We start from the raw sequence: 18,602 nt of genomic DNA, 5'->3' as shown, positions 1-18,602 counted from the left end.
TGGATGAGTATAAGAAACAGGGGGAAGACCGGGGTCGCGCATGGGCTTGCGGTGCGGGAATGCGGCAATGCGTCAGGCCGACTCGGCCTTGAGCAGATAGCCCAGGCCGCGCAGCGTGACCAGTTGCACGCCCGTGCCCGACAGCTTCTTGCGCAGCCGGTAGGCGACGACTTCCACGGCCTCGTACTGCACGTCGGACTCGCCGGGAAACACCAGCGCGAACAGCCGCTCCTTGGCCACGGCATGGCCGGGGCGCGCCAGCAGGGCGTGCATCAGGGCCAGCTCGCGGGGCGTCAGCTCCATGATCTCGCCATCGCGGTGGATGGCGCCGCTGGCCTTGTCGTAGCGCAGCGCGCCCATGGCAATGGTCTCGGGCGGTGGCTTGGGCGCGAAGCTGTCGCTGCTGCGGCGCAGCAGGGCGCGCAGCCGGGCCTCCAGCTCGTCGAGGTCGAAGGGCTTGGCCAGGTAGTCGTCCGCGCCGGCGTTCAGGCCCAGCACGCGGTCGCCCACGGTGCCGCGCGCAGTCAGGATGAGCACGGGCGTGCGCAGGCCCTGGCCGCGCGCACGCTCCAGCACCTGCAGGCCATCCAGCCCGGGCAGGCTCAAATCCAGCACCACGGCGTCGGGCTCGCGCACCAGCCACTGCGCCAGGGCCGAGGGGCCGTCGGCCGCCGTCTCCACCTGGATGCCGCGCCGGATCAGCGTGCGCTGCAGCGTGGTGCGCATGGCGTTGTCATCTTCTACGAGCAGCAATTGCATGGCCCGCACGTTAGCACCGGGCGCGATGCAGGCCATCGCGCCAAGAGCGATCTAGGGATTCCCCTAGGGGTTTGGACAGCCATTTGACAGGTAGCGAACCGATCATCGACAGCCTTACAACACAAGGAGTCAAACCATGCGTCGTGATACTTTTCTGAAGTCGCTGGCCGCACTGGCCGCCGCAGGCAGCCTGCCGCTGTCTGCTCAGGCTGCGGTCGCCGTCAAGATGATGCTGCCGGCCAACCCCGGCGGCGGCTGGGACACCACGGGCCGTGCCCTGGGCAAGGCTTTGCAGGACGCTGGTCAGGCTGCTTCCGTCACCTATGACAACAAGGGCGGCGCCGCTGGCGCCATCGGTCTTGCGCAGTTCGTCAACGGCAGCAAGGGCGATCCCAACGCCATGATGGTCATGGGCGCCGTCATGCTGGGCGGCATCATCACGGGCAAGCCGCCCGTGAACCTGACGCAGGCCACGCCGCTGGCGCGCCTGACCAGCGAATACAACGTGTTCGTGCTGCCCGCCAACTCGCCCTTCAAGAACATGGCCGAGGTGATCGCCCAGCTCAAGAAGGACCCGGGCTCCGTCAAGTGGGGCGGCGGCTCGCGCGGCTCCACCGAGCACATTGCGGCGGCCATGATCGCGCGTGAAGTCGGCGTCGATCCCTCCAAGATCAACTACGTGGCTTTCCGTGGAGGCGGCGAGGCCATCTCCGCCATCCTGGGCGGCAACGTCACCGTGGGCGGCAGCGGCTTCAGCGAGTTCGCCGAGTACATCAGCACCGGCAAGATGAAGCCCATCGGCGTGACCTCGGGCCAGCGCCTGAAGGGCGTGGACGTGCCCACGCTCAAGGAGCAGGGCATCAACGTCGAGATCGGCAACTGGCGCGGCGTGTACGGCGCGCCCGGCATCACCAAGCCCCAGCGCGACGCGCTGGTCGCCATGCTGGAGAAGGCCACCAAGAGCAAGGCCTGGGCCGAGGCTCTGCAGAAGAACGACTGGACGCCCGCGTGGCTGGCCGGCGATGCCTTCGGCGAGTTCGTGGACCAGGAGTTCGCGAGCCTGCGCGCCACCATGGTCAAGTCCGGCATGGTGTGATCGAACGGCTGCACCGGCCTCCTGCGGGGCCGGTGCGGCCACAGGCCTGCACTCCTGCGGGCCACGGCAGGCGCCAGTCGCAGCGCCTGCTTCAAGAAGCGGAAGATGCCCGCGCGCCGCGCCAGCGGCCCGCAGGCCCCGGCGGCTTAATTTTTCCCCACGTCTGCAGCGGTGGCCAGCCCGGTCGCCGGTCCCGCTGCGGCCAGGAACTGACCATGTCCGAGTCCTCACAACCCAATCCACTTGCCACGGATGCCGCCCAGGCCGATGAGCCCAGCGGCTTTCCCTCGGTTCGCGCGCAGACCATCGTCGGCTCTGGCGTGCTGCTCGTCGCTGCAGGCCTGGCCTTCGGCGCGCTGCAGATTCCTTCCGACTCCGGCTACGGCGGCGTCGGCCCCAATTTCCTGCCCTGGCTGTGCGCCGTGGTGCTCGCGGTCTGCGGCGCCTGGCTGGTCTGGGAGGCGCGCACGGGCGGCTACCGCGAAGCCTCTGCCCCTGGCGGCCATCCACGCGCCGACATCGGTGCCTTCGTCTGGGTGTCGGCCGGCCTGATGGTCAACGCCGCACTGATCGGCACCGTGGGCTTCATCGTCAGCTGCACCGTCTGCTACGTGCTGGCCGTGCAGGGCCTGCGCCGTGCTGGCGGCCAGGCCCAGGCGGGCGCACCCATCACCTGGGTCAAGGACGTGGTCACCGGGCTGCTTATCTCGGCGCCTGTGTTCTGGGCCTTCACGCAATTCCTGGCAATCAACCTGCCGGGCCTGACTGAGACGGGGTGGCTGTAATGGAAATCTTTGACGCACTGATGGCGGGCTTCGCCACCGCCATTACACCCGCCAACCTGCTGTGGGCTCTGGTCGGCTGCGCCCTGGGCACGGCCGTGGGCGTGCTGCCCGGCATCGGCCCGGCCGTGGCCGTGGCCATGCTGCTGCCCATTACCGCCAAGGTCGAGGTCACCGCCTCGATGATTTTCTTCGCGGGCATCTACTACGGCGCCATGTATGGCGGCTCCACCACCTCCATCCTGCTGAACACGCCCGGGGAGACCGCGAGCATGGTCACGGCCATGGAGGGCAACAAGATGGCCAAGAGCGGCCGCGCGGGCGCCGCGCTGGCCACCTCCGCCATCGGCTCCTTCGTGGCCGGCACCGTGGCCACCGTGGTCGTCACGCTGTTCGCGCCGTCGGTGGCCGACTTTGCCGTCAAGCTGGGCCCGCCCGAGTACTTCATGCTGATGGTGCTGGCCTTCACCACCGTCAGTGCCGTGCTCGGCCAAAGCGCGCTGCGCGGCATGACGGCCCTGTTCCTGGGGCTGGCGCTGGGCTGCATCGGCATGGACCAGATCTCGGGCGCTGCGCGCTACACCATGGGCAAGATGGAACTGCTGGACGGCGTGGACATCGTGCTCGTGGCCGTGGGCCTGTTCGCCGTGGCCGAGGTGCTGTACGCCGCCATGTACGAAGGCAAGGTCGTCGATACGCAAAACAGGATGGGCCGCGTGCACATGACCGGCCGCGACTGGAAGCGTTCGTGGCCCGCCTGGCTGCGCGGCACCGTCATCGGCACACCCTTCGGCTGCATCCCTGCCGGCGGCACGGAGATCCCCACCTTCCTGAGCTACGCCACCGAAAAGAAGCTGGCCAAGGGCGAGAACCGTGCCGAGTTCGGCACCAAGGGCGCCATCGAAGGCGTGGCCGGCCCCGAGGCCGCCAACAACGCCACCGTGACCGCCGCGTTGATCCCGCTGCTGACCCTGGGCATTCCCACCAGCAACACCACGGCCGTGCTGCTGGGTGCGTTCCAGAACTACGGCATCAACCCCGGCCCGCAGCTGTTCAGCTCGTCCGCCGCCCTGGTCTGGGCGCTGATCGCCTCGCTGTACATCGGCAACCTGATGCTGCTGGTGCTCAACCTGCCCATGGTGGGCCTGTGGGTCAAGCTGCTCAAGATCCCGCGTCCTCAGCTGTACGCAGGCATCCTGATCTTCGCCACCGTGGGTGCCTACGGCATGCGCCAGAGCGCCTTCGACCTGTTCCTGCTGTACGGCATCGGCGTGCTGGGCGTGGTCATGCGCCGCTTCGACTTCCCCACCGCGCCCGTCGTGGTCGGCATGATCCTGGGCCCCCTGGCCGAGGCACAGATGCGCAATGCCGTGTCCATCGGCGAAGGCAGCTGGTGGATCTTCCTGCAGCGGCCCATGTCGCTGACGCTGATCATCATCGTGGCCTGCGTGCTCATCGTGCCGCGCGTGCTCAAGCGCCTGCAGCCCAAGCCCTCGCCGGAGGCGGCTGCAGGCTGATGCCAACCCGTTGCTAGCCGGCCCGGCGGTGTCACGCATGGCGCCCCGGGCCCCTGACAGCCCCTGCCTTCCGAGGCGGGGGCTTTTTTTCGTCCGCTGGTTGATGCCTTCCATTCACAGATGGTGTTCCCGCAGACCGTCTAGTCCCGCGCAGCCCTTGAATCCATGATCCCGCCATCGACAGACATCGGATTCCTTGCATGCGGCAACTTTTTCCATCGCTTTCCACGGCCTCGGGCGCGGTCCTTCTGGCGCTTGTGATTTCCACGCCTGCCATGGCGGATTCGACGGTGCCGGCGGGTTCGGCTGAAGCCTCCAACTGGGCTGCCACGTGGCAGGCCAGCCCGCAGCCGGTCTGGGGGGCGGACTTCCTCTTTCCCACCAACCTGCCCGCCGTTCTGCAGGACCAGACCGTGCGCCAGGTGGCGCGCATCAGCCTGGGCGGGCCGCGCCTGCGCATCGTGCTGTCCAACGCCTATGGCGGCCAGCCTGTGACCGTGGGCAGGGCGACCGTGGCAAAGCCGTTGCCGGCGGGCGCCATTGACGCTGGCAGCCTGCAGGCCGTGACCTTTGGCGGCGGCGCGCAAGCCACCATTGCCGCAGGCGCATCCCTGGTCAGCGACCCGGTGGCCTTGCCTTTGGCGGCGCTGTCGCAGGTGGCCGTGAGCCTTTACCTGCCCGGCGCCACGCCTGTGCAGAGTTTTCACTGGGATGGGCGCCAGACCGGCTGGATCGTGGCGGGCGATCAGTCCGCTGCTGCGGCGCTGCGGACTTCGGACCCTGGCGCAATCAGCAGCACGGCCCGCCCGCTGTTGGCGGGTATTCAGGTCGAGGCCGAACCTGCGGCGCCCGCGGTGCCCGTGGTAGCGGTGATGGGCGACTCCATCACCGACGGCGCCACGGCCAGCCTGGACCGGGACAGCCGCTGGCCGGATTTCCTGGCCGCGCGCCTTGCGCCGCACGGCGCGGCAGTGGTCAATGCCGGCATTTCGGGTGCGCGCCTGCTGTCCGATGGCATGGGCGAGCATGCGCTGGCGCGGCTGGAGCGTGATGTGTTGGCCCAGCCCGGTGTGCGCAGCCTCATCGTGCTGCTGGGCATCAACGATATTTCCTGGCCCGGCACGGCCTTTGCGCGGCAGGCGCCGCGTCCCACGCTGCAGGACATGGCAGAGGGCTATCGCCAATTGATCGCCAGGGCGCGCAGCCACGGGCTGCGCGTGATCGGCGCCACCTTGCCGCCCTTCGAGGGCGCCTTGCCAGGCACGCCGCTGGACGACTACTACCAGGACGACAAGGACGATCTGCGCCGGCAGGTGAACGCCTGGATACGCCTGGGCGGCGCCTTCGATGCGGTGATCGACTTCGATGCCGTGCTGCGCGATGGCGCCCATCCTTCCCGCATCGCGGCGCGCTTCGACTCGGGCGATCGCCTGCATCCTGGCGACGAAGGCAATCGCGCCATGGCCGATGCGGTGGATCTGAACGCCATACTGCCGGGCCTGCTGCCGCGCTAGCCGCGCCTGCACGCGGTGGAGGTGGCGTTGATGGTGGCGTTGGCGGCGGCGGGGCTGTCTCCCTATAAAATGCAAATGGTTCTCATTTGTCATTCATCCCTGGCCTGACTGCGCCCTGGGATACAGGGAGGGGTATCGTGGCCGCCGCCGAGTTCGCGCTTCAGCAACAAGTCGAAATTCTCTACACCGATCACCACGGCTGGCTGCGCGGCCTGCTGCGCCGCAAGCTGGGCAATGCCTTTGATGCGGCCGATCTGGCGCACGACGTTTACCTGCAACTGCTGCGCACCGGCCGTGTTCCGCCGGCCGACGAGCACCGCCGCCATCTCACCCAGATCGCCAACGGCCTGGTGATCGACCTGTACCGGCGCCGCCGCGTGGAGGCGGCCTATCTTGAAGCGCTGGCCCTGCTGCCCGAGCAGATGGCGCCCTCCGAAGAAACACGTGCCCTGGCGCTGGAGGCGCTGGTGGAGATCGATGCCGCGCTGAACGGCCTGTCGCCCAAGGCGCGCAAGGCCCTGCTGCTGTGCAAGCTCGACGGCATGGCCTACCGCGATATCGCGGCCGAGCTGGGCGTGTCCGTGTCTTCGGTGGAGAAATACATCGCCGCCGGCCTGCTGGCCTGCTACCAGGCGCTGCACGGCCCGGTGTGCTGAACGGCCCGCCCGCATGTCCTCATCGCCTGCATCGCCCGACGCCTCCAGCGAGCTGCTGGAGCCGGCCATTGTCCAGCGCGCCGCCGAATGGATGGCCCGGCTATGGGCCGATGACGCCAGCGACGAAGACCGCGCCGCCTGCGCCCGCTGGCGTGCCGAGCATCCGCGGCACGAACTGGCCTGGAGCCGTCTGCAGGCCTTTGACGACAAGCTGCGCAGCGTGCCCGGCGGCATTGCGCGGCATGCGCTGGCGGACACCTCCGCTGCGTCGCCGGCGCCACGCCGTGGCCGCCGCCGCGCCATGCAGGTGTTGGGCTTCATGGCCATGGCCGGTGGCATTGCCCATGTGGTGCGCGGCACCGATGCCTGGCAAATCGCCGCTGCCAGCCATGGCACGGCGTGTGGCGAGGTCCGCGAGATCACGCTGCCGGATGGCACGCAGGTGGCGCTGGCCTCGGCCTCGGCCATCGACCTGCGCTTTGACGGGGCCGAACGCCTGATCCTGCTGCGCGCTGGCGAGATCCTCGTGACCACTGCGCCTGATCCGCAACGTGCGCCGCGCCCGCTGCGCGTGCGCTCGCGCCACGGCACGGTGCAGGCCCTGGGCACGCGCTTCACGCTGCGCCAGGAAGATGAGCAGTCCCGCGTGGCCGTGTTCGAGGGCGCGGTGGAAGTGCGTCCCGCCCGGGCGCCGGGCCAGGTGGTGCGGGTGGAGGCAGGGCAGGGCGCCGTCTTCTCCGGCGATCTGGCCCAGCCCCCGGTGGCCGCGCAGGAAAGCGCCGCCGCCTGGGCGCGCGGCGTGCTGGTGGCCGACAACATGCCGCTGGGCGAGCTGGTGGCCGAGCTGGCGCGCTACCGCACGGGCCTGCTGCGCTGCGACCCGCAGGTGGCCGGCCTGCGCGTCACGGGCGTGTTCTCGCTACGCGATACCGACCGCGCTCTGCACAACCTGGCGCTGGGCCTGCCCGTGCAGGTGGTTGCGCGCACGCGCTACTGGGTCACGGTGCAGGCGGCGGGCTGAGGCGCCTTTCACCGCGGCGCCTTCCTCGTCTCTCGAAACCCGTTACCGGCTGATTCAACTTCCTGCCCCTGCGGATTGAGGGTTTGGCGTTCTCGTTCGGAAGACAGGCAAGAGCCCTTGTTTTCTGTCCCGCCATGCCTTCCAGGAAATCCCATGCACTCCACCGATGCCGATGACCCCCAGGCCGGCCTCGGCCCCATTGCGCAGACGCTGCAGCCCATCCGCGCGCAGCTTGTTCTTGCCGCGCTGCTGTCGTTTGCGGGCGCCGTGCTGGCGCTGGCGCCGCTGGCGGGCATTGCCCACATCGCGCGGCTGGCGCTGGCCGATGGCGGCATGGTGGCGACCGATGCCTGGCGCGTCATCGCGCTGTGCCTTGTCTGCCTGTTCGCGGGCATGGCCCTGGTGTCGGCGGGCGAGCTGGTCGCCCATCTGGCCGACAACCGACTCACCCACGGGCTGCGCCTGTCGGCCATGCAGCGGCTGGCGCGCGTGCCGCTGGGCTGGTTTTCCGAGCGGGCCTCGGGCCAGGTCAAGCAGGCCATGCAGGACGACGTGGCCACCCTGCACGAACTGACCGCGCATTTCTACACCACCGTGGGGCGCGGCGCGGGCACGGTGTCCGCTTCTGCGGTCTACCTGGTGGCCATGGACTGGCGCATGGCCCTGGTCTCGGCCCTGCCGTTCGGCATCTTCTTTCTGGTGATGCGCCATGCCATGCAGGCCAGCGGCGCCCACATGCCGGCCTTTGGCGCGGGACTGGCTCGCATCAACAACGCGGTGGTGGAGTTCGTGCACGGCATTCCCGTGGTCAAGGCCTTTGGTGCCAGCGGGCGCGCCCATGGCAGCTACCGCGAGGCCGTCGATGGCTTTACCGACGCCTTCCTCGGCTTTGCGCGTCCGCTGGTGTCGGCGCGCGCCAATGCCAATGCGTTGATCGCGCCCGTGGCCGTGCTGGGCGTGGTGCTGGCCTTCGGCACGCTGTTCACGGCCCTGGGCTGGATGGCGCCCGTGGATGTGCTGCCCTTTGCCCTGGTGGCGCCGGGAATCAGCGCGCCGCTGCAGCTGCTCAGCTTCAACCTGCATGCGCTCAACCACGCCACGGGCGCCGCCCAGCGCGTGCAGGCGCTGCTGCGCACGCCCGTGCTGGAGCAACCGGCCGCCGATCAATGCAGGCTGCCCCAAGGCTGCGAAGTCCGCTTCGAAGGCGTTGGCCATGCCTACGAGGCGGGGCATGACGTGCTCAAGGGCATGGATTTCACGCTCAGGCCCGGCACGGTGACCGCCGTGGTCGGTGCCTCGGGCGCGGGCAAGTCCACGCTCGCCCGGCTGTTGCTGCGTTTCTTCGACCCGAACGAAGGGCGCATCACGCTGGGCGGGGTGGACCTGCGGCAGATCGAGACCCGGCAGCTGTACCGCCACCTGGCCTTTGTGCTGCAGGACGTGCGCCTGGTGCACGCCAGCGTGCGCGAGAACATTGCGCTGGGCCGGCCCTCGGCCAGCGCGCAGGAGGTGGAAGAGGCGGCGCGCGCCGCCCACATCCATGAACGCATCCTGGCGCTGCCGCGCGGCTATGACTCCGTGATCGGCGAAGACGCCCAGTTGTCCGGCGGCGAGCAGCAGCGCGTGAGCATTGCGCGCGCCGTGCTGCTGGATGCGCCCGTGCTGGTGCTGGACGAGCCCACGGCCGCTGCCGATGCCGAGAGCGAGGCCGCCATCCAGGAAGCCCTGTCGCGCCTGGCCGCCGGACGCACGCTGCTGGTCATCGCCCACCGGCTGGACACCGTCATGCATGCGGACCAGATCCTGGTGGTGGAGGGCGGAGCCATCCGCGAGCGCGGCCGCCATGCCGAGCTGCTGGCGCTGGGCGGACGCTACGCACGGCTGTGGGCGCTGGGCGGGGATGCCCCACCGCCCACGCAAGCCCAGCCTTTCACCCCCGCCCTGGCCCCGGAGCTGCCGCCATGCTGAAGACCCTGATGCAACTGCTGGGCGACGATGCCCGGCTTTTCCGCCGCTATGCCTGGATGGCCGTGCTGCATGGCCTGCTCAGCGGCCTGGTCGTCACCGCTCTTGTGCCCGTGCTTTCGCGCCTGCTGGCAGGCGATACGCGCGGCGCCGCGGCCTGGCTGGCCGTGCTGCTGGCGGGCGTGGTGCTGTGCTGGGCCTGGCAGCGCCAGGTGGAAAAAGCCGGCCTGGGCCTGGGCGCCGCCGTGCTGCGCGTGGCACGCCACCGCCTGGGTGACCATGTATCCCGCCTGCCCGTGGGATGGTTCACCCCTGAGAACACGGCCCGGCTCAACCACGTCGTTTCGCAGGGAATGATGGAAGTGGCCCAGCTGCCGGCCCATGTGTTCACGCCCGTGTTCAGCGGCGCCGTGGGGCCCGTTGCCGTGGTGGCCGCGCTGTTTGCCATGGACTGGCGCATGGGCCTGATTGCACTGCTGGCGCTGCCGCTGCTGGCAGGCGTGCTGCTGGTCACCGCGCACCTGGGCCGCCGGGCCGACGAGCGCCTGCAGCGCAGCATGGCCGGTGCCAGCCAGCGCATGGTGGAGTTTGCCCAGGCGCAGTCCGTGCTGCGCGCCTTCAATGGCGAAGGCGGCGGCACGCGCTGGCTGGACCAGGCCCTGGGCCGGCAGCGCGCATCGGGCGCGCAATCCATCCGCCTGGCGGCGCTGTCGGGCGTGCTCAATGGCTGGGCCGTGCAGGCCGTGTTTGCGGCCTTGCTGGTGGCCGGCGCGCTGTGGCTGGACGAGCGCCTGGGCGGCGTTGCAGCACAGGGCAAGGGAATGGGCATGGCCGCCGCCATCCCCGTGATCGTGGCCCTGCTGCTGGCCTGCCGCCATGTCGATCCGCTGCTGGAGGTGGCCGGCTACGCCGACTCGCTGCGCGCCGCGCGCGTGCAGCTCGATGCCGTGAGCGACATCCTCGCGGTCCAGCCGCTGCCCGAGCCTGCCATACCCCAAGCGCCGCGCGATGCCTCGGTGGAGCTGCGCGATGTGGTGTTCCGCTACGCGCCGGGCCAGCCCGAGGTGCTGCGCGGCCTGAGCCTGCGTGTGGAGCCGGGCTCGATGACGGCGCTGGTGGGCGCCTCGGGCTCTGGCAAGTCCTCGGTGCTGCGGCTGATCGCGCGCTTTTTCGATGTGCAGCAGGGCAGCGTTCTGGTGGGCGGCATGGATGTGCGCCAGATCGCGGGCGAGCGGCTGGCCGGGCAGATCAGCCAGATCTTTCAGGACAGCTACCTTTTCCAGGGCTCCATTGCCGACAACATCCGCATGGGCCGCCCGCAGGCCAGCGATGCCGAGGTGATGGAGGCCGCCCGCCAGGCCGGCGTGGCCGAAATCATCGAGCGCCTGCCGCAGGGCCTGGACACGCCGGTGGGCGAGGGCGGGGCGCGCCTGTCGGGCGGCGAGCGCCAGCGCATCGCCATTGCGCGTGCGCTCATCAAGGATGCGCCCATTTTGTTGATCGATGAGGCCACGGCCGCGCTGGATGCCGAGAACCAGGCCGCCATCGCCCAGGCGCTGGCGCGGCTGCGCGGCCGGCGCACGCTGATCGTGATTGCCCACCAGCTGTCCACCGTGGCCATGGCCGACCAGATCATCGTGCTGGACCAGGGCCGCGTCAGCGAGCAGGGCACGCCGCAGCAGCTGGCGCAGGCGCAGGACCTGTATGCGCGCTTTCTGGCGCGGCGGCGCGCCGCCAAGGGCTGGCGCATTGCGGGAACGCGCACGGGAACGGCCACAGGCACGGGCGAGGACCTCCGTTGAGCGAGCCTGCGAAGCCAGAGACAAGGACGCAGGCCCCGCGCCTGGCGCCGTGGCTGCTGCCGTTTGCCGCGCTGTGCTGCGCGTCCGTGCTCATCGGCGCGCGGCAGGTGGACTGGGGGCAGCTGCTGTCGCTGTCGGGCGATGCCTGGCTCACCCTCACGGCCAGCCGCCTGCCGCGCCTGGCAGCGCTGGTGCTCACGGGGGTGGGGCTGTCGGTGTGCGGCGTGGTGCTGCAGCAGATCGTGCAGAACCGCTTTGTGGAGCCTGCCACCTGCGGCGGGCTGGATGCGGCCAAGCTGGGCATTCTGGTGTCGCTGACGGTGGCGCCCGCCTCGGCCTTCACCTCGGGCGCGTGGGGCGTGGCCTGGCGCATGGTGTTCGCGCTGGTGTTCTGCCTGGGCGCCAGCCTGCTGTACGTGGCCATCATCCGCCGCATGCGCCTGCGCAACCTGGTGCTGGTGCCCGTGGTGGGCCTGATGTACGGCAGCGTGCTCAGCGCCATCGCCGAGTTCCATGCCTTTCGCCACAACCTGCTGCAAAGCATGCAGGGCTGGCTGCTGGGCGACTTCTCGCGCATCGTGCAGGGGCACTACGAAATCATCTATCTCATCGTGCCCATCGTGGCTCTCACCTATGCGTTTGCGCACCGCTTCACAGTGCTGGGCATGGGCGAGGGCATGGCCATCAGCCTGGGCCTGAGCTATCCGGCGCTGGCCACGCTGGGCCTGGTGCTGGTGGCCGTCACCGTCTCGGCCACGGTCATCACCGTGGGCGCCATTCCCTTCGTGGGCCTGGTCATTCCCAACCTGGTGGCCATGCGCTGCGGCGAGAACCTGGGCCGCACCCTGCCCATCGTCGCGCTCAGCGGCGCCTCGCTGCTGCTGGCCTGCGACATCGTGGGCCGGCTGATCATGCATCCCTTCGAGGTGCCGATCGGCCTGACGGCGGGTAGCGTGGGCGGCGTGCTTTTCCTCGTGCTCATCCTGCGCAGGAGGCCGTGATGCGCAAGGCCTTGCCTCAGACAACCGCATGGATTGCGGCTGCCGTGGTTGCCGTGGTTGCCGTCGCGCTGGCGGCCTGCTTCGTGCTGCTGGGCTCGGGCCTGGACTTCGGCTATGTCATTCCACGGCGGCTGACGCGGCTGTCGGCCATCGTCATCGGCGGCATCTGCATTGCGCTGTCGTCCATCGTCTTCCAGACGATTGCGGGCAACCGCATCCTCACCCCCGCCATCATGGGTTACGAGGCGGTCTACCTGCTGCTGCAGGCGCTGCTGGTGCTGGCCATGGGCGTGCAAAGCCTGGTGGTGCTGGGCCCCAGCGGCAACTTCTGGCTGTCGGTGGCCTGCATGCTGGGCTACTCCTGGGCCCTGCACCGCTGGCTGCTGGGTGCGGGGCGGGACAACGTGTACTTCCTGCTGCTGCTGGGCCTGGTGCTGGGCATGGTGATAGGCACCTTCACGCAGTTCGTGCAGCTGCGCATCAGCCCCGGAGAGTTCTCTGTGCTGCAGGGCTACAGCTACACCTCGTTCAACCGCGCCCGGCCCGCGCAGCTGCTGTGGTCGGCGCTGATCGTGGCCGTGGCCTGCGTGATCGTGCGGCGCAGCCTGCCCGTGCTGGATGTGCTGGCCCTGGGCCGCGAGCAGGCCATCTCGCTGGGCGTGCACTACCAGCGCCAGCTGCGCCTGCAGCTGGCGCTGATTGCCGCGCTGGTGGCGGTGTCCACCAGCCTGCTGGGGCCCACGGCCTTCATGGGCATCTTCGTGGCCCACATCAGCTATGCGCTGGCGGGCACGGCGCGCCACCGCGTCACGCTGCCGCTGGGCTGCGCCGTGGCCGTGTCCATCTTCATCGCGGCGCAGCTGGCGGTGGAGCATGTCTTCAACTACCGCACCTCGGTGGGCATCCTCGTCAACCTGGTGTGCGGCAGCTACTTCCTCGCGCTCATGGTGCGCGGGCGCGGCCGGGCCTGAGCCGGCCCCCGGCCTCCCAAAAACACCCAATGCAATGCATCCCATTTTTCAGGAGAGAAAGCCCGTGACCCGTCTGTTCCGCGTTCCCCATCACGCTCCCATGTTGGCCCTGGCCGCTGCCCTGGCCCTGTCGGCCTGCGACCGGCCCGCCAACCCGTCGGCACAGGCCGCAGCGCCGCAGGCGGCGGCCGGCGAGTTCACGCCCGTCACCGTGCAGCACCAGCTGGGCACCACGGTGGTGGAGCGCCCGCCGCAGCGCGTGGCCGCGCTGGACATGAACGAGGCCGACTTCCTCGACCAGCTCGGCGTGCCCATTGCCGGCATGCCCAAGGACTTCGTGCCCCACTTCCTGGCCCGGTACAAGGACGATGCCAACGTGCAGGACCTGGGCTCCATCGTCCAGCCCAACCTGGAGCGCGTGCACGCGCTCAAGCCTGACCTTGTGCTGATCTCGCCCATCCAGGCCAGCGCCTACCAGGAGCTTTCGGGCTTTGCGCCCACGGTGCATTTCGACGTGGACTTCAGGAACAGCGGCACCCGGCACCTGGACACCGTGCGCGATCACCTGCTGACCCTGGGCCGCATCTTCGGCAAGGAGGACCTGGCGCGCGCCAAGGCGGCCGAGATGGACGACAAGGTCGCCCAGGCCCGGCGCGCCACCGAGGGCCGTGCGGAGACGGCCCTCATCGTCATGCACAACAACGGCGCCTTCAGCTCGTTCGGGCCGCAGTCGCGCTACGGCTTTGTCTTCAACGCACTGGGCGTCAAGCCCGCCAGCACGGCGGCCGAGGCCGACCTGCACGGCCAGCCCATCTCCAGCGAATTCATACAGCAGGCCAACCCGGACATCCTCTACGTGATCGACCGCACGGCCATCATGCAGCGCCGCCCCGGCATGGACGCCGCAGGCATGGACAACCCGCTGCTGCGCCAGACCAGCGCCTGGAAGAACAACCGCGTGGTCTTCGTCGATTCAGAGGCCTGGTACGTCACGGCGGCCAGCGTGACCTCGGTGAAGCTCATGGTCGATGACGTGCTCAAGGGCTACGGCGATGCGCCGGCAGCGGGCACGGCATCGGTGGCAACTGCGGTTGCAAATTGATCGCATTCTCGATTGAGGGTTTGGCTTTCTCGTTCGGAAGACAAGGTGAAACACCCAACGCCTACCCGAATCGAAAGGAGTCCCGCATGGCACTACGCCATCCATCCCGCCCCGCGCACAACGGCGCATCGCGCGCCCTGCCGCACCCGGCCTTTGCCTCCAGGCACACGGCCATCGCCGTGCAAATGCTCTGCATGGCGGGCCTGGCACTGGGCGGCCTGGCCGTGGCCATGCCGTCCGCGCTGGCGCAGGCGGCTGCCCAGGGGGCCGCATCTGGAGCAGCTTCCGGGGCGGCACCCGGCGAGGCCCGCCGCGCCTTCAGCATCCCCGCCGGCCCGCTGGGCCAGGCGCTCAACGCCTTTGCCGCAGCGGCCGGCGTGGAGCTGACGGTGGATTCCAGCCTGCTGCAAGGCCGCAGCAGTGCAGGCCTGTCGGGCAGCTACAGCGTGGCCGAAGGCTTTGCCGAGTTGCTGCGCGGCCAGGGCCTGCGCGCGCTGCGCGAGGCCAACGGCAGCTACACCCTGGGCCGCGACCGCAACGCCGCAGCGCCCGTGGAGGGCGGCGTGCTCCTGCCCGCCGTCACCGTGCGCGCACAGGCTCAGCAGGCGCCCGAAGCCTATGCCGGCGGCCAGGTATCCACGGGCGGCCGCATGGGCCTGCTGGGCGACAAGGACTTCATGGAGACGCCCTTCAACACCATCAGCTACACCGAGAAATTCATCGCCGACCGCCAGGCCCGCGACATCACCGACGTGATCTCCGCCGCCGACCCCACCGTGTTCAGCACGGGCATGACCGGCATCATCAGCGAGAACTATTCCATTCGCGGCTTCAGCTCCAGCATTGGCGATGTGACCTTTGGCGGGTTGTTCGGCGTGGCGCCGTTCTACCGCGCATCGCCAGAAATGTTCGAGCGCGTGGACGTGCTCAAGGGCCCATCGGCCCTGCTCAACGGCATGCCGCCTGGCGGCTCTGTGGGCGGCACGGTCAACCTCGTGCCCAAGCGCGCGGGCGATGAGCCGCTGACGCGGCTGACCACCTCCTTCATGTCCGATGCGCAACTGGGCGCCCACATCGACCTGGGCCGCCGCTTTGGCGAGCGCAAGCAGTTCGGCATCCGCTTCAACGGCGTGCTGCGCGACGGCGACGGCGCCGTGAACCACCAGGAAAAGGAAACCCGGCTGGCCTCGCTGGGCCTGGACTGGCGCGGCGACCGTGCCCGCCTGTCGGCCGACCTGTACAGCAGCGATGACCGTACCGACGGCCTGAACCGCGGCATCAACCTGGCCGCAGGCCTGCCCGTGCCCAGGCCGCCCAAGGCCGACACCCTGCTCAACCCCAGCTGGGCCTTCTACGACACCAAGGACAAGGGCGCCATGGTGCGCGGCGAGCTTGACCTGGGCGACAGCGTCACGGCCTATGCCGCCGTGGGCACCAGCAAGACCCGGTACCGCTCCACAGGCGCCTATCTGATCCAGGTCTTCAACACGGCCGGCGACTACCGCACCAACCTGGCCGACCTGGGATTCGAGATGGACAAGAAGTCGGCAGAGGCCGGCCTCAAGGGCAAGTTCCAGACGGCTGGCGTGGGCCACCAGTGGGCGCTCAACGCCACCTACTACACGCATACCGACAAGCAGTTCGGCCGCCGCAACGTGCTGGCCCAAGACTGGATCACCAACATCTACAACCCCATCTGGGGCCCGGCCACCAGTTTCAATGCGCCCCCGATCTCGCGCACCGAACTGCGGCTGACCAGCATCGGCGTGGCCGACACCCTGTCTTTTGCGCAGGACCGCGTGCAGCTCACCCTGGGCCTGCGCCGCCAGCAGGTGCTCAGCGACACCTTCAACGTGGCCACGGGCGCGCGTACCTCGCGCTATGACCAGGGCGCCACCACGCCGGCCGCCGCGCTGCTGGTGAAGGCCAGCGAGCGTGTCTCGGTCTACGCCAACTACATCGAAGGCCTGAGCCAGGGCGCCACCGCACCCATGACGGCGGTCAACGCGGGCGAAGTGTTCGCTCCCTACAAGTCCAGGCAAAAGGAGCTGGGCCTGAAGCTGGACCTGGGCGACTTCGCCCACACCTTCAGCCTCTACGAGATCCAGCGTCCCAACGGCTACACCGATCCTGTCTCCAACGTCTTCTCCTTCGGCGGCGAGCAACGCAACCGGGGCGTGGAATGGGGCTTCTTCGGCAACGTGGCCACGGGCGTGCGCCTGATGGGCGGCATTGCCTACGTACAGCCCAAGCTCACCCGCACGGCAGGCGGCGTGAACCAGGGCAAGCTGGCGGCGGGCGTGCCCAGGCTGCAGGGCAAGCTGGGCGTGGAGTGGGACGTGCCTGCCCTGCAGGGCCTGACGCTGACGGCCAATGCCACCACGGCATCCAGGCAGTACATCAATGCCGACAACTCGCTGTCCGTGCCGGGCCGCACCGTGTTCGACGTTGGCGCGCGCTATGTGACCACGGCGGCCGGCCACCCGCTCACGCTGCGCGGCAGCATCACCAACGTGGCCAACAAGGCCTACTGGGCCACGCCGCTGTGGACCAGCCTGGGTCTGGGCGCGCCGCGCACTTTCATGCTGTCGGCCACGGTTGATTTCTGAGCGATGACACGGCGCCTTGCCGTAGATCAAGCCGAACCCGAGCCGGGCCGAGCCTGCGCTGCCGCCCTGCGGGCTATAAACTAGCCCGATGGGGCGGCGAGCATGCCGGCCCGCCAACCCGCCCACCCTCCATTACCAGGATGACAGACGCCTATGGACAGCCGCAATGACAGCATGGACCTGAGCGACGACAGCGTGTTCGAGAGCGCTGCGGAGCTGTTCCGTGCCATGGCGGCGCCCGTGCGCCTGAAGATCATCAGCGTGTTGTGCCATGGCGAGAAGAACGTGACCGAACTGCTCGCCGACATCACCACCACGCAGCCCAACATGTCCCAGCACCTGAACACGCTGTACCAGGCCGGCGTGCTGGGCCGGCGTCGCGAAGGCGTCAGCATCTACTACTTCATCGCCAACGCGCAGGCGGCGCAGATGTGCCGCGCCATCTGCGCCCAGGTCGCCATCGCGCAGGGCTGAGCGCGGCAGACCCGCAGGCTGCAAAAAGGGATCTCAAGGGGACCCAAGGCGACTCGGCTAGGATGCCATCCATGCCGCCCACACCCACCCTGGTCCAGCCCCTGCCGCTCGATGCCGACGGCATCCTCGCGCTGGCAGCGCGCTCCATGTTCCAGCTGTTCTCCACCATGAGCCAGGGCATGTTCCTGGCCGACAGGGCAGGGCGCATCGTCTGGGTCAACGAGGGCTACCAGCGCTTCCTGCCCGACCTGGGCGTGGCCTCGGTGGACGACTTCCTTGGCCACATGGTCGAGGACGTCATCCCCAACACCCGCATGCGCCGCGTGCTGGAAACCGGCGAGCCCGTACTCATCGACCTGCTCACCAACCGCGCCGGCACCTTCGTGGTCAGCCGCATCCCGCTCAAGGACGATGCAGGCGCGGTCATCGGTGCCATCGGCATCGTGCTCTTCGACCAGCCGGAGACCACGCTGCAGCCCCTCATCAGCAAGTTCGCCGTTCTGCAGCGCGACCTGGACGAGGCCCGGCGCGAGCTGGCCGCCCAGCGCAACCGCAGCCTGCGCGTGGCCGTGCAGGGTGAGCGCCGCGCCAAGTACAGCTTTGCCAGCTTTGTCGGCAGCAGCCCGGCGGCCGTGGAGGTCAAGCGCCAGGCGCGCCGCGCGGCCCAGTCGCTCAGCCCCGTGCTGCTGCTGGGCGAAACCGGCACCGGCAAGGAACTGCTGGCCCATGCCATCCACGCGGCATCGGCCCGCACCGGCGGCCCCTTCGTCACCGTCAACATCGCCGCCGTGCCGGACGCCTTGCTGGAGGCCGAATTCTTCGGCGTTGCCCCCGGCGCCTACACCGGCGCAGACCGCAAGCCGCGCGACGGCAAGTTCAGGTTGGCCGACGGCGGCACGCTGTTCCTCGACGAAATCGGCGACATGCCCCTGAACCTGCAGGCCAAGCTGCTGCGTGCGCTGCAGGAGGGCGAGATCGAACCGCTGGGCTCCAACCAGCTCGTGCGCTTTGACGTGCGCGTGGTGGCCGCCACCTCGCGCGACCTGCCGCAGATGGTGCGCGACGGCCGCTTCAGGGAAGACCTCTTCTACCGCCTGCACGTGCTGCCCATCCGCGTGCCGCCGCTGCGCGAACGCAGGCGCGACATCCCGGCCCTGGTGGAAGTCCTCTCCGAAGAACTGGCCCTGCGCAACGACATGCCCCCGCCCGAACTGCTGCCCGACGCCCTGGCCCTGCTGGCCGGCCAGACCTGGCGCGGCAACATCCGCGAACTGCGCAACGTGCTGGAGCAGGCCGCCATGCGCAGCGAAGACACCGCCATCAACGCAGAACA

At 69.2% G+C, this 18,602-nt stretch carries 15 protein-coding genes; 14 read left to right on the top strand and 1 reads right to left on the bottom strand.

Annotated features, from left to right (window positions below; translation table 11 throughout):
* Positions 1-72 precede the first annotated feature (72 nt).
* Entirely contained in the window at positions 73-795 is a 723-nt protein-coding gene (locus INR38_RS27960; RefSeq protein WP_043819580.1) for a response regulator transcription factor, read from the bottom strand.
* Between the two features lie 100 nt (positions 796-895).
* On the opposite strand from INR38_RS27960, the gene INR38_RS27955 reads away from it, so the two are divergent.
* The 14 genes from INR38_RS27955 to INR38_RS27890 form a co-directional block, all read left to right on the top strand.
* On the top strand, positions 896-1,855 hold the full coding sequence (locus INR38_RS27955; protein WP_013803365.1) for a tripartite tricarboxylate transporter substrate-binding protein: 960 nt from the start codon (positions 896-898) through the stop codon (positions 1,853-1,855).
* Positions 1,856-2,070: 215 nt separating this feature from the next.
* Positions 2,071-2,640 (top strand): tripartite tricarboxylate transporter TctB family protein, encoded by a 570-nt coding sequence (locus INR38_RS27950; RefSeq protein ID WP_043819577.1) that lies wholly within the window; start codon positions 2,071-2,073, stop codon positions 2,638-2,640.
* Positions 2,640-4,154 carry a tripartite tricarboxylate transporter permease gene (locus INR38_RS27945; protein ID WP_207444487.1) on the top strand — a complete coding sequence of 505 codons (1,515 nt, stop codon included), beginning with the start codon at positions 2,640-2,642 and terminating at the stop codon, positions 4,152-4,154. Before INR38_RS27950 ends, INR38_RS27945 begins: the two co-directional genes overlap by 1 nt.
* A 200-nt stretch (positions 4,155-4,354) precedes the next feature.
* Positions 4,355-5,668, top strand: coding sequence for an SGNH/GDSL hydrolase family protein (locus tag INR38_RS27940; protein WP_207444488.1), 1,314 nt, complete (start codon positions 4,355-4,357; stop codon positions 5,666-5,668).
* A gap of 137 nt (positions 5,669-5,805) precedes the next feature.
* Entirely contained in the window at positions 5,806-6,324 is a 519-nt protein-coding gene (locus INR38_RS27935) for a sigma-70 family RNA polymerase sigma factor (RefSeq protein WP_207444489.1), read from the top strand.
* 13 nt (positions 6,325-6,337) lie between these two features.
* Positions 6,338-7,345 carry a FecR domain-containing protein gene (locus INR38_RS27930; RefSeq protein WP_207444490.1) on the top strand — a complete coding sequence of 336 codons (1,008 nt, stop codon included), beginning with the start codon at positions 6,338-6,340 and terminating at the stop codon, positions 7,343-7,345.
* Positions 7,346-7,498: 153 nt separating this feature from the next.
* On the top strand, positions 7,499-9,313 hold the full coding sequence (locus INR38_RS27925; RefSeq protein ID WP_207444491.1) for an ABC transporter ATP-binding protein: 1,815 nt from the start codon (positions 7,499-7,501) through the stop codon (positions 9,311-9,313).
* The gene (locus INR38_RS27920) at positions 9,307-11,112 is read left to right on the top strand and encodes an ABC transporter ATP-binding protein (protein ID WP_207444492.1); all 1,806 of its coding nucleotides are present in this window, start codon (positions 9,307-9,309) and stop codon (positions 11,110-11,112) included. The genes INR38_RS27925 and INR38_RS27920 overlap by 7 nt, the downstream gene beginning before the upstream one ends.
* Entirely contained in the window at positions 11,109-12,113 is a 1,005-nt protein-coding gene (locus tag INR38_RS27915) for an iron chelate uptake ABC transporter family permease subunit (protein WP_278251452.1), read from the top strand. Before INR38_RS27920 ends, INR38_RS27915 begins: the two co-directional genes overlap by 4 nt.
* Positions 12,113-13,084 (top strand): iron chelate uptake ABC transporter family permease subunit, encoded by a 972-nt coding sequence (locus tag INR38_RS27910; RefSeq protein ID WP_207444493.1) that lies wholly within the window; start codon positions 12,113-12,115, stop codon positions 13,082-13,084. The genes INR38_RS27915 and INR38_RS27910 overlap by 1 nt, the downstream gene beginning before the upstream one ends.
* Positions 13,085-13,148: 64 nt before the next feature.
* The gene (locus INR38_RS27905; RefSeq protein WP_347566776.1) at positions 13,149-14,186 is read left to right on the top strand and encodes a siderophore ABC transporter substrate-binding protein; all 1,038 of its coding nucleotides are present in this window, start codon (positions 13,149-13,151) and stop codon (positions 14,184-14,186) included.
* Between the two features lie 86 nt (positions 14,187-14,272).
* Positions 14,273-16,795 (top strand): TonB-dependent receptor, encoded by a 2,523-nt coding sequence (locus INR38_RS27900; protein WP_207444494.1) that lies wholly within the window; start codon positions 14,273-14,275, stop codon positions 16,793-16,795.
* A 153-nt stretch (positions 16,796-16,948) separates the two neighbouring features.
* Positions 16,949-17,269, top strand: a complete 321-nt coding sequence (locus INR38_RS27895) for a metalloregulator ArsR/SmtB family transcription factor (RefSeq protein WP_013803351.1) — start codon at positions 16,949-16,951, stop codon at positions 17,267-17,269.
* 71 nt (positions 17,270-17,340) lie between these two features.
* Positions 17,341-18,602: sigma 54-interacting transcriptional regulator (locus INR38_RS27890; RefSeq protein WP_207444495.1), on the top strand; the 1,262-nt coding region annotated here is incomplete at its 3' end.

The sequence above is a fragment of the Delftia sp. SD018 genome (genome assembly GCF_017355445.1).
GTDB classification, from domain to species: Bacteria; Pseudomonadota; Gammaproteobacteria; order Burkholderiales; family Burkholderiaceae_C; genus Comamonas; species Comamonas acidovorans.
The sequence above is the reverse complement of the archived record's forward strand: the minus strand, read 5'-3'. Positions and strand labels throughout refer to the sequence as shown.